Genomic DNA, 11,514 nt, shown 5'->3' on the forward strand with positions numbered 1-11,514 from the left:
ATATTAATATACACTATTTTAATAAAAATGATAAATAAATCACACTTTTATTATAAAATATCATTTATCTTCATAACTGTATGTCAATTATTTTCCATTTTAGCCACTGTGGTTCCAGCAAGACGTTAATTGAATGTGTTTGATTGACGTCAATCATCACGGCAAATTGATTCCAAGAAAAAAAATTCCCATGTACGGTATTCTCTTTATTTACCTCAGTACTGGTTACTTTCTGAGATGAAGTATTTGTACGACTTTGCTTCTCTAAAGAGAATAAACCAATATCTTTTTGATACTTATTCACTAAATCTGATTGATATAATGCTTTTCCTTGTAAGAGCAAACCAATTGTGGCTGGCGTAACAACCGTTTCAATTAATTGTGCTGAAATAACTTTATTTAATTTTTTTCCTAAAATTTCCGAATGATGATTTAAGTTATTCAAGCCCATATCTTGAGCAAATTTTTTCTCAAGTTGGATTTTTAAGCTTTTTTGAACACGAGGGAAATCTATATATCTTGCAATTTTTTGCTCATCATTTTGTTCAATGGCTTGTTTAATTTGATAAATAGACCAATAAGCAGAGCCAACCCAACAAAGGGCAAAAACAACACTACATAAAAGTATAACCGTTATAAATTTTTTCATAAATTACATCTAAAAATATTAAAATCAAGAATACAGCGAATGCTATAAAATCGTTCTACAAGCATTCTATGAAAAATAAATTCTTTTGATGGTTAAATCTTGTATCAGAATGAAAGATTAACTTATTTGATAACTTATTTTATTTTAATGATCTTCGCTTAAATTCAAGCTTCTATATGATTTCACAAAAGTTTTAAAAATTGTTTATTCTATGTTTTTAAAATTCTAAAAATTTTAATTTGTACATTCGCTTCAATTTTAATCACTTCAACTCAAGCTTTAATCTATTTCAAAAATGTCGTATAGCATTTTACTATACGACTTTGAATATTATGCTTTTTTAACATATTCCGATTTTAATTTCATTGCACCAAAACCATCAATTTTACAATCAATATCATGTCCATCCGCAGCATCAAACAATAAACGAATATTTTTAACTTTCGTTCCCACTTTAACTACAGATGATGAACCTTTAATTTTAAGATCTTTAATTACGGTGACTGTATCACCATCCGTTAAAACATTACCATGTGCATCTTTAATGATTTCATTTACTTCTTGCTCTAAAATCTCTCCCTCTTTCCATTCATATGAACATTCAGGGCAAATTAATAATGCTCCATCTTCGTAAGTATATTCTGATTGGCATTTTGGACAATGTGGTAAAGACATAAAAACCTCAAAAAAGGCAAATAATAGAAAATAAAGATTGAACTATAACATGATTTGGATATCCTATAAAAAAACCATATTTTAAATATGGTTTTTAGTATTAAACATCATAAAGTCTGTTTGATCGTTTCTTTTATTTTAAATTAAATAGGTTGTTCATTTTCATCTAAATCATCATCATAAACATAGGCCATACATCCCCAACCGTCATACTCTCCTTGGAATTGAGTCGCGATTTTCGTAAACCAATCTTCTAAATCAACAATATCTTCATATTCTGGTTCCATATAGACATAAATGGTAATGAACCACTCATTGGTATCTTCATCTTGAAATAACGTAATTTTTTGTTCTTCACGTAATAAAAATAAAGCACATGTTTCAGCATTTTCTTGATTTTGAAATGCAATCGAATATTCAATTTCATGTGCTTCGGTTAAATCATCGCCATCTTCATACATTTGCCAAAGTACATTACCATTGTCATCATCTGGAAATTGTTCATAATCACGTGTCATCATTTTTCCTTGTTTTTGGTTCCATATTGCTTTAAGAATAAACTAGCTTAAAATTATGTCAATTTAACGATAATCTCTCCAGAGATCAATACAGATTAGTAAATCTCACTATCCATATGTTTTTATTTAAAATAATTTAAATCTTTCATCATAATTTATATTTTAAAATGGTACTTGAATATTAATTTCAACTGGTAATCCACTTAAAGGCTGAGTGAATGCTAAATAATTAGCATGAAGCGCCATTCTATTTAATCGACTCTGCTTTGGGTCTGGATGATAAAGTTTATCCCCTGTAATTGGATGACCAATATGCATCATATGCACACGAAGTTGATGTGATCGTCCAGTTATTGGAGTTAATAAAACACGTGTAATCGCTTCAATGTGATTATATTCTAAAGCTCGATACAAAGTTTTTGCAGGTTTTCCTAATTCATAATGCACGATTTGCCTTGGTCTATTTTCCCAATCTGTAATTAAAGGTACTTCTACACTTCCCTCATTTTCAAGTTGCCCTTGTACCAATGCCGTATAATTTTTGCTTACAGTCCGTGCTTGAAACATTTTACTAACTGCAACCTCTGCATCTCGATGTTTTGCAAACATCAAAATGCCTGAAGTTGCCATATCTAAACGATGAGTGATTTTTGCCAACGGATATTTTTCTAATACTCTTAAATAGGCACTATCATGATGTTCTGGTAAACGTCCTGGTACTGACAATAATCCTGCTGGTTTTTCAATGACAACCAAGTCTTCATCCTCATAGATAATTACTAAAGGTTCTTGAGGTGGCATATACACAAAATGATCATCTAATGACATGAAAAAAACAGCATAAAATAGAAAGATGGCAAAGTATCAAGAGCATGAATGCCTGTCAAATGAAGAAGTAAAAAACATGGTTTTAGAGGAAATATAAATTGATATTTTAAAAGTAGATATGTTGTTATAAGTAGTTAATTTTTAAAGGTGTTGGGAAAAACGTTAAATTTGTTTACTTCAACTATCATCACTTTGTAAGTTATGATCCTATTGCCTATAAACTTCTGGTTTATAGCGTTCTAAGCCGAATCGAGACCTTTTGGGTAAGTACTGCTCTCGCGTTTTGCGCCGCTCACAGCATGCTACTCTTTTCGATTCCCGTCACACCCTTGAGATATATAATAACGAGAGTCGATTGGAATTAATTACCGAAGATTTAGATTTTTTTGTTTTTTTTAATATTTTTTTCCCAAAAAAATAAATATTGAAGAATTATTTTTCATATTCAAAAGATATTTAATAATATTTTAGATATTATCGCTCATTTAAAGAAATTTTATTCAAAAAAAATTAAAAGCCCTATGGGATACATAGGGCTTTAATTGAAAAACAGGATTTCTGTTTTTTTTATTCGTGTTATTTAAGCAACCATATTTTTATATTGAGTGCATAAACATTTGGTACACGGCGGTAAGCGGTCTGTACCAATTTCTAGGTAGACACGATGTCCACATTTCACACAAAAATAAAAGCCTGTTCCGGGTCTTTCGCCAGCAGTTACCATCTTTTTTCTCCATGTGGTTTAGAAATGGTAGAGCTAGTATATATAATTTATGATGAATGTCTATTGATCATTTCGACAAATGATAATGAAATTTCGGCTAAGTACTATTTCGTAGAGAAATTAATCTATCAGAAAGCTTTTTAGATATAAACTAAATAAAAAACCAAATACTACTCCTCTCATGTCCCCCATATTAAAAAAAACATATAAACCACTACAAAAAAAATAAAGCCATATTCAAAAGATATGACTTTATGCGTGTTATCAATAATACTATTTATAATTAATCAATACTTCCTTCTAAAAAATCTTGCGCGAAGCGTTGCAATACTCCACCTGCTTCATATACATGTACTTCTTCTTCCGTATCCAGACGACAAGTCACAGGAACTTCAATGATTTGGCTTTTCCCATCTTCCGTTGAACGCTCTATCACCAATGTTAAATCTGAACGTGGTGCAATATTTCCAATGACACTATAAAGCTCTGTACCATCTAATTTTAATGTTTTACGATCTGTACCTATTTTAAACTCTAGTGGCAATACACCCATTCCAACAAGATTCGTACGATGAATACGCTCAAACCCTTCTGCCACAATAACTTCTACCCCAGCTAAACGCACTCCTTTAGCTGCCCAATCTCGACTTGAACCTTGACCATAATCTTTCCCTGCAATAATAATTAATGGCTGTTTGCGATTCATATAAATTTCAATCGCTTCCCACATTCGCATGACTTCACCTTCAGGCTCTACACGTGCTTTAGAACCTTGTTTTATGGTGCCATCCGAACGAACCACCATTTCGTTATAAAGTTTTGGATTGGCTAAAGTTGCGCGTTGTGCAGTTAAATGATCACCCCGATGTGTTGCATATGAGTTGAAATCTTCCTCAGGAACTCCCATTTTCGCCAAATACTCTCCCGAAGCACTATCCAATACAATTGCATTTGATGGCGATAAATGGTCAGTGGTAATATTATCGCCCAAAATAGCCAATGGCCGCATATTGGCTAAGGTACGTGGTGCAGCCAAAGCGCCCTCCCAATAAGGAGGACGGCGAATATATGTACTTTGAGGTCGCCAGTCATATAGTGGGCTTGCTGCTTTTTTATTTTGCCCTAAATCAAACATTGGAATATAGACTTTACGAAATTGCTCAGGTTTTACTGAGGTCTTAACCAGAGCATCAATCTCTTCATCAGATGGCCAAATATCTTTTAAATAAATAGGCTGACCATTTTGATCTGTGCCCAATATATCATTTTCAATATCAAAACGAATTGTCCCCGCAATCGCATAAGCAACAACCAATGGTGGAGAAGCTAAAAATGCTTGCTTGGCATAAGGGTGAATTCGACCATCAAAATTACGGTTACCAGAAAGTACGGCTGTTGTATATAAATCACGATCGATAATTTCTTGCTGAATTTGTGAATCAAGTGCACCAGACATCCCATTACATGTGGTACATGCATAGGCCACAATGCCAAACCCAAGGCGTTCTAAATCTTTTAATACTCCTGCCTCTTCTAAATACAGAGCAGCAGCTTTAGAACCAGGTGCAAATGAAGACTTGACCCAAGGTTTACGTATCAGTCCAAGTGCATTCGCTTTACGTGCCAATAAACCAGCCGCAACTGTATTTCTTGGATTAGAAGTATTCGTACAAGACGTAATAGCCGCAATAATAATTGCGCCATCAGGCATTAAACCATCTGTTCGATTTTCTACAATTCCTGCGATGCCGTTTGCTTTTAAATCTGTAGTAGATACACGTGCATGTGGATTCGAGGGACCTGCAATATTACGAGTTACAGTTGATAAATCAAAACGTAATATTCGTGGATATTTTGCTTGAGTCATCTGACTTGCCCAAAGCCCAATTGTTTTCGCGTAAGTTTCAACTAATTTTACTTGTTCAGCATCACGCCCTGTTAGCGTCAAATAATCGAGCGTATTCTGATCGATATAGAACATAGCTGCAGTTGCACCATATTCTGGGGTCATATTCGAAATTGTAGCGCGATCACCCACAGACATACTTTCAGCACCTTCGCCAAAAAATTCTAAATATGCCCCGACCACACGTGCTTTACGTAAAAATTCAGTCAATGCTAAAACGATATCCGTTGCAGTAATTCCTGCTTGTCTTTGACCAATTAATTCGACGCCTATCATATCTGGTAAACGCATCCAAGATGCACGTCCAAGCATCACATTTTCTGCTTCCAGTCCACCAACACCAATGGAAATAACACCAAGTGCATCCGTATGCGGCGTATGCGAATCAGTCCCTACACATGTATCCGGAAAGGCAATACCATCGCGACTTTGTATCACAGGAGACATTTTTTCTAAATTTATTTGATGCATAATCCCATTTCCAGCAGGAATCACATCTACATTTTCAACTGCTGTTTTGGTCCATTCAATAAAATGAAATCGATCTTCATTACGACGATCTTCAACAGCACGATTTTTTTCAAAAGCCTCGGGATCAAACCCACCATACTCAACAGCTAAAGAGTGATCTACAATTAACTGGGTAGGCACCACTGGATTGACCTTCGCTGGATCTCCACCTTGATCGGCAATCGCATCACGTAAACCTGCTAAATCGACCAAAGCAGTTTGACCTAAAATATCATGGCATACCACACGAGCGGGATACCATGGAAAATCATGATCCTGCTTTTGATAAATCAATTCTTTTAATGATTGCTCTAAAATTTGAGAGTTACAGCGACGTACTAATTGCTCAGCAAGAACCTTTGACGTGTAGGGAAGTTTCTCATATGCGCCTGGTTGAATATCTTCAATGGCTTGATGGACATCAAAATATTCTAACTGGGTTCCTTGCAGTGGTTTACGGTAATTGTTATTCATAGCTTTCCTGCCCTCTATTCATCAAAGTTTGATGTTCACTATTTTTGTGACTCAAGCAGAATACTACACTGCTCAAACAACATTTCCCAAATTATATATATTTCAAATAGTTATTATATTTTTTCATTACTTTGAAGCTTTATATGTCCTAAATAATAAAAAAATCATTGAAAAACTGTATTTTTTTTTAAAATAGCGGAAAATAGATTCCATTCTTTAGTATTAGATATCGTGATAGAGATTAAAAAATGAGCGCACTCACATTTTCTTCGTTTACTCTGCAAGGTGTAGATGCACAAAAATTTCTTCAAGGACAAGTAACCCTCAATGTGGAACAACTTGCTGAAAATGAAACACGTTATACTGGTATTTGCAATTTAAAAGGTCGTTTACAATTTGGATTTTGGTTAAAAAAAATCAATGCTGAACACTTTGAAATTATTTCAGTCTCAGACTTAGCTGAAGAACTCGCTAAACATATTAAAAAGTTTGGCGCATTTTCCAAAATGAAACTTGAAGAATCTGGATTCGTCTATCCTGTCATTCAAGGTTTACACACCGAATTCTCAGCAACCCAAACTGATATTCAACATTGGCAATTACAAGCGATTGAATCTGGTCAAGCATGGATTAGTGCAGTTACTTCTCAAGAGTTTCAGCCTCAAGAATTACGTTTGCACCAACGAGAAGGTGTACATTATGACAAAGGCTGTTATTTAGGACAGGAAATTGTTGCTCGACTTTGGTTTAAGGCGAAACCAAAACACTGGCTACACCTGATACAAGCACAAGGTGATGCTCCAACACCTGCAACAAAGTTAAGTAATGACGTTGAAATTGTAAATAGCATTTCAATTGATCATGGATATAAAGCACTCGTTATTGCAAAACCTGCTGCGCTTGAAGCACTTGATTTACAAATTTTAGATTTACCTGAAGCCTTAAATGGTGATGTTGCAAGACCACAAACTTAAATTAATCACAATCAATGAAGCAATAATGATTTTTGAGATATCATTATTGCTTTTTTATTTCACCACCATTTTCGCACATCAATCAGTATAATTTCACTACGCCCACCATAAGGTAATCAATCCACTAGCTACAATGAAACCTAAAATTGTACTCATCAATAAGGGCGTTAATGCTTTTTCATTTAAACCATACAACTGCCCCAACATTGCAAAAATCGTTGGCATTGGTAAGGCTGCAATTAATGTCCCTGCATATACCATTTCCAAGCTGACATCGGTAAGATAATAAAGCCCTAAAAATACCAAAAGTGGCATCATAATATTGTTTGAAAAAACAATGTAACAGCTCTGTAAGTTCACATATTTCAAAGACAATCCTACAATTCCACCACCAATAGAAAAAAGTGCCAAGGGGGATGCCGTTTTACCCAGTAAAGTTAAAACTTCATCTAAATAATGTGGAATGTGTATTTTAAAAATGGCACATAATATTCCAAGTACAACACCCATAAATAAAGGATTTTTGAGCAGCGTTAAAAATGTATTTTTGACAATTGCAATAAAATTAGTCTTTTCTTTAGTACCTGCCTCCGCCAATATCAAGACCAAAGGAATGAGCAAAACACTCTCGATAATGACAATTAGCGAAGTATACATCATCGCTTTTTGTCCCATCAATAGTGTTAAAACAGCAGTTCCTAACAACCCCGTATTAGACATAGAAGCGCCTAATGATAGTACAGAGGTTTCGGAAATATTATGTTTGAAGTGCTTAAAAATGATTAGAAATGCAGCTGCATACAAACTAAATGTCACAGTTGCATAGACCAAGAAATATTCAGGAAACCATATCTCTGCTAAATCTTTTGAGGCCAAAGATTGTAAAAATAATGCAGGTAAAGCAATTTTAAGAACAAATGCACCGATTGTTCCCACTTGAAATTGGTTCAGTAAAGATAACTTTACCGATAAATATCCCAATAACAGTAAGAGAAAAATAGGAATAACGACAGCCAATACCATTAAAATGGAATCCTTAAAAGAAGCTAAGTATTAATCTACGTTTAACTTAATACTTGACTAAAAAAGCTTAAAATGCAGTAAATAAATCTTTAACCCCATGTGGCTGACTTCTCAAATACTGAGGGGCAATCTGAATTTTTTCACCTAATGCTGCTGCTGCATGCCATGGCCAATTTGGATCATATAAAATTGCACGTGCCAGTCCAATAGCATCTGCCTGTTCATTCTGTAAAATCTCTTCAGCTTGTATCGCGTCAGTAATTAAACCAACAGCAATAACAGGAATTTGCACATGTTGTTTTATGGCTTGAGCAAAAGGAACTTGATAACTACTTTGTATCTTAATTTTTTGCGCTATATGTAAGCCTGCACTGGATACATGAATATAAACAGCACCTAATTGTTCAAGTTGTTCAGCCAATTTAATAGAGGATTGCACATCCCAACCTCCTTGTTCATCCATCCAATCTGTTGCCGAAATTCGAACACCAATCGGGAAGTTTTGAGGAACTGCGTTTTGAATTGCCTTAAATACTTCTAATGTTAAATGTAATCGATTTTCAAGGCTTCCTCCATATTCATCATCTCGCTGATTTGATAAAGGCGATAAAAACTGATGAAGCAAATAACCATGTGCTGCATGTATTTCAATTAAGTCAAAACCTGCATCTACAGCACGTTTTGCTGCTGTTGCAAAATCAGCAATCACTTTTTGAATATCTGTATTATCTAAGGCTAGTGGCGTAACATCTTCTGAACGAAATGGAAGATCACTTGCAGATACTGTTTGCCAACCTTTTGTATCTGTCTGTGGAATTTGTTGCCCACTCTCCCATGGCTTACTGACCGATGCTTTTCTTCCTGCATGAGCAAGTTGTACCGCTATTGGCATTGGTGAAATAGATTTTACTTTTGTGATGATTGCTTTAATTTTATTCGCCTGAAAATCATTCCAAAGTCCTAAATCTGCATAACTGATACGACCTTCAGGTTGTACTGCCGTGGCTTCAATAATATACAACCCTGCCCCAGACAAAGCATATTTCGACCATTGTTGTTCATGCCAAAAGGTTGGTTCGCCTTGTTCTGTTGCAGAATATTGACACATGGGTGCAATAATAATTTTATTGGCCAATTGAAGCTGTCCAAATTGAATCGGTTGAAAAAGTAATGCCACAGAATTTTCCTTATTAAAAATTTCCTATTGTTATAAAGTCACTTAATGGTTTTATTTAAGTCACTTCATACATAGATGATATGTGATATATTTACCATAAAGAAGTTTACTTTTCTTATTAATTATACAGATAAGTAAATAGACTACATTAAAAGCATGAAATAAATACCCACTCTTTAATATCCCAATCACCATGTCGCAAATTAAATAATTGACTTATCTGCCTGTATTTTATCTTCAACTCATCATTGCTTAAAAATGTATAGGTTAATCTCTTGTATTTATAATGTAATAACCCGATATTATGGCTAATACTGACGATATGCCTATTTATTCATTATGCCCGAGTTACCAGAAGTTGAAACCACCAAAACCAGTTTACTTCCTCTTTTAAATGAAAAAGTACGCAATGTAATTGTCCACCAACCCAGTTTACGCTGGCCTATTCCAGATAATATTCAAAAACTGGTTGGACAAAAACTTCTTCAGCTTTCCAGACGATCAAAATATATTTTGGCTGAGTTTGAACAAGATACAATGCTCTGGCACTTAGGTATGTCTGGTAGTTTTAGAATTTGTGAGTCTACTGAGGCAGTACGTAAACACGATCATCTTATTATTCAATTTGCAGATATTGAACTACGCTATCATGATCCACGTCGTTTTGGCTGTATTCTTTGGTTAGATGATCAATCTCAAACAAAATTAATTAATACCTTAGGGCCTGAGCCTTTAAGCCCAGAATTTAATACCGAATATTTAGCAAAGAAATTAAAAAATAAAAATACTGCTATTAAAGTGGCAATCATGGACAATCATCTTGTCGTCGGTGTTGGAAATATTTATGCAACAGAAAGTTTATTTAATCTAGGGATTCATCCTGCTCTTCCTGCATCGTTATTAACATATCAACAAATTGAAAAATTAGTGATAGAAATAAAACGAATTTTAAAGCAAGCCATAGATTTAGGGGGTTCAACACTGCGAGATTTTAGCAATGCCATCGGTGAGAATGGTTATTTCCAACAAACCTTATTGGCTTATGGTCGTGTGGGTGAAATGTGTGTGAACTGTGAAACAACTTTAGAAAATATTAAACTGGGACAACGTGCTAGTGTCTTTTGCCCTGAATGTCAAAAAATACCAAAGAAACCTGCACTTCTACGAGGTAAAAAATGAAAACTGCTATTGTTCGCCATATATTGGTGAAAGATAAAGATTTCGCAGCCCAGCTCAAAAAGAAAATTAAAGATGGTGCCGATTTTTCACAAATTGCCAAACAACACTCAACCTGTCCTTCCGCTAAAAAAGGAGGAGAATTGGGTGAAGTCAAAAAAGGGCAACTTGTTGCACCTATTGATAAAGCTGTATTTTCTTTAGCTGAACGTGAATTACATGGCCCCATTAAGAGTCAATTTGGTTGGCATTTATTAGAAATTAAATTTCGTATGGATTTTTAAAACCTATACACAATCTATGTTTACCTTTAAGGGAAACACTTAAAGATTAATCATCTAAAGTAATGTTATCTTGATTTTGTTAACGATATATTTCTCATAAAAACGGTGCTAATGCACCGTTTAATTTTTTCACTTATGAGCGTTTTTTCAATTCATCACGAATTTCACGTAATAACTCAATGTCTTCTGGTGTTGGTGTAGCTACTGGTTCTACAGACTCTTCCACTTTTTCACGACGTAATTTATTCATAAATTTCACAAGGCAGAATACAACCCAAGCCAGTAAAATAAAATTAATTAAAATTGTAATAAAATTACCATATGCGAAGATATTTAAACCTGCTTCTTTCGCAGCGACCAAATTCGTAATATTATTTGGATTATCACCTAATACCCAGAACCAGTTTGAAAAATCAACTTGCCCCCCTAAAATCCAAGAAACAAATGGCATAATTAAATCTGCAACTACAGAATCTATAATTTTTCCAAATGCTCCCCCAATAATAACCCCTACAGCTAAATCCATGACGTTGCCTTTAACGGCAAATTCTTTAAATTCTTGAACGATACTCATGTTTTCTCCAGTATTAACTATG

Annotated in this window: 12 protein-coding genes; 3 read left to right on the top strand and 9 right to left on the bottom strand. The window is 34.5% G+C overall.

The window, feature by feature from the left end; all coding sequences use genetic code 11:
* Window positions 1-70: 70 nt before the first annotated feature.
* From B9T31_RS04355 to acnD, 6 genes are all read right to left on the bottom strand, one after another.
* Window positions 71-649, bottom strand: coding sequence for a DUF2939 domain-containing protein (locus B9T31_RS04355; protein ID WP_086180730.1), 579 nt, complete (start codon window positions 647-649; stop codon window positions 71-73).
* A 330-nt stretch (window positions 650-979) separates the two neighbouring features.
* On the bottom strand, window positions 980-1,324 hold the full coding sequence (locus B9T31_RS04360; RefSeq protein ID WP_086180731.1) for a zinc ribbon domain-containing protein YjdM: 345 nt from the start codon (window positions 1,322-1,324) through the stop codon (window positions 980-982).
* Between the two features lie 143 nt (window positions 1,325-1,467).
* Window positions 1,468-1,842: a ribonuclease E inhibitor RraB gene (locus B9T31_RS04365; protein WP_086180732.1), complete on the bottom strand. Its 375-nt coding sequence runs from the start codon at window positions 1,840-1,842 to the stop codon at window positions 1,468-1,470.
* Window positions 1,843-2,004: 162 nt separating this feature from the next.
* Window positions 2,005-2,670 carry a pseudouridine synthase gene (locus B9T31_RS04370; protein ID WP_086180733.1) on the bottom strand — a complete coding sequence of 222 codons (666 nt, stop codon included), beginning with the start codon at window positions 2,668-2,670 and terminating at the stop codon, window positions 2,005-2,007.
* A gap of 580 nt (window positions 2,671-3,250) precedes the next feature.
* On the bottom strand, window positions 3,251-3,394 hold the full coding sequence (locus B9T31_RS04375; protein ID WP_086180734.1) for a zinc ribbon-containing protein: 144 nt from the start codon (window positions 3,392-3,394) through the stop codon (window positions 3,251-3,253).
* A 283-nt stretch (window positions 3,395-3,677) separates the two neighbouring features.
* Window positions 3,678-6,284, bottom strand: a complete 2,607-nt coding sequence (gene acnD, locus B9T31_RS04380; RefSeq protein ID WP_086180735.1) for a Fe/S-dependent 2-methylisocitrate dehydratase AcnD — start codon at window positions 6,282-6,284, stop codon at window positions 3,678-3,680.
* A 248-nt stretch (window positions 6,285-6,532) separates the two neighbouring features.
* Between acnD and B9T31_RS04385 the strand changes: the two genes are divergently transcribed.
* Window positions 6,533-7,258: a YgfZ/GcvT domain-containing protein gene (locus B9T31_RS04385; protein WP_086180736.1), complete on the top strand. Its 726-nt coding sequence runs from the start codon at window positions 6,533-6,535 to the stop codon at window positions 7,256-7,258.
* 96 nt (window positions 7,259-7,354) lie between these two features.
* On the opposite strand, the gene B9T31_RS04390 is transcribed toward B9T31_RS04385, so the two are convergent.
* Both B9T31_RS04390 and B9T31_RS04395 read right to left on the bottom strand, forming a co-directional pair.
* Window positions 7,355-8,281 carry an AEC family transporter gene (locus B9T31_RS04390; protein ID WP_086180737.1) on the bottom strand — a complete coding sequence of 309 codons (927 nt, stop codon included), beginning with the start codon at window positions 8,279-8,281 and terminating at the stop codon, window positions 7,355-7,357.
* A 67-nt stretch (window positions 8,282-8,348) separates the two neighbouring features.
* On the bottom strand, window positions 8,349-9,458 hold the full coding sequence (locus B9T31_RS04395) for an NADH:flavin oxidoreductase/NADH oxidase (protein ID WP_086180738.1): 1,110 nt from the start codon (window positions 9,456-9,458) through the stop codon (window positions 8,349-8,351).
* Between the two features lie 339 nt (window positions 9,459-9,797).
* Here B9T31_RS04395 and mutM point away from each other — a divergent pair, with 339 nt between their 5' ends.
* Complete coding sequence (gene mutM / locus B9T31_RS04400) at window positions 9,798-10,637, top strand: bifunctional DNA-formamidopyrimidine glycosylase/DNA-(apurinic or apyrimidinic site) lyase (protein WP_086180739.1); 840 nt, start codon at window positions 9,798-9,800, stop codon at window positions 10,635-10,637.
* A complete protein-coding gene (locus B9T31_RS04405; RefSeq protein ID WP_086180740.1) occupies window positions 10,634-10,918 on the top strand; it encodes a peptidylprolyl isomerase in 285 nt (94 codons plus the stop codon). Before mutM ends, B9T31_RS04405 begins: the two co-directional genes overlap by 4 nt.
* A 133-nt stretch (window positions 10,919-11,051) precedes the next feature.
* Here the strand turns inward: B9T31_RS04405 and mscL are convergent, their stop codons facing one another.
* Window positions 11,052-11,492: a large conductance mechanosensitive channel protein MscL gene (gene mscL, locus B9T31_RS04410; RefSeq protein ID WP_086180741.1), complete on the bottom strand. Its 441-nt coding sequence runs from the start codon at window positions 11,490-11,492 to the stop codon at window positions 11,052-11,054.
* Between the last annotated feature and the right edge of the window lie 22 nt (window positions 11,493-11,514).

Source organism: Acinetobacter sp. ANC 4558 (genome assembly GCF_002135375.1).
In the GTDB taxonomy this organism is placed as follows: Bacteria; Pseudomonadota; Gammaproteobacteria; order Pseudomonadales; family Moraxellaceae; genus Acinetobacter.

Bases quoted from the DNA above. Each gene is read 5' to 3' on its own strand.
- B9T31_RS04370 (WP_086180733.1), bottom strand. From the start codon at position 2,670: ATGTCATTAGATGATCATTTTGTGTATATGCCACCTCAAGAACCTTTA.
- acnD (WP_086180735.1), bottom strand. From the start codon at position 6,284: ATGAATAACAATTACCGTAAACCACTGCAAGGAACCCAGTTAGAATAT.
- B9T31_RS04385 (WP_086180736.1), top strand. From the start codon at position 6,533: ATGAGCGCACTCACATTTTCTTCGTTTACTCTGCAAGGTGTAGATGCA.
- B9T31_RS04405 (WP_086180740.1), top strand. From the start codon at position 10,634: ATGAAAACTGCTATTGTTCGCCATATATTGGTGAAAGATAAAGATTTC.
- B9T31_RS04390 (WP_086180737.1), bottom strand. From the start codon at position 8,281: ATGGTATTGGCTGTCGTTATTCCTATTTTTCTCTTACTGTTATTGGGA.
- mscL (WP_086180741.1), bottom strand. From the start codon at position 11,492: ATGAGTATCGTTCAAGAATTTAAAGAATTTGCCGTTAAAGGCAACGTC.
- B9T31_RS04360 (WP_086180731.1), bottom strand. From the start codon at position 1,324: ATGTCTTTACCACATTGTCCAAAATGCCAATCAGAATATACTTACGAA.
- B9T31_RS04365 (WP_086180732.1), bottom strand. From the start codon at position 1,842: ATGACACGTGATTATGAACAATTTCCAGATGATGACAATGGTAATGTA.
- B9T31_RS04375 (WP_086180734.1), bottom strand. From the start codon at position 3,394: ATGGTAACTGCTGGCGAAAGACCCGGAACAGGCTTTTATTTTTGTGTG.
- B9T31_RS04355 (WP_086180730.1), bottom strand. From the start codon at position 649: ATGAAAAAATTTATAACGGTTATACTTTTATGTAGTGTTGTTTTTGCC.
- mutM (WP_086180739.1), top strand. From the start codon at position 9,798: ATGCCCGAGTTACCAGAAGTTGAAACCACCAAAACCAGTTTACTTCCT.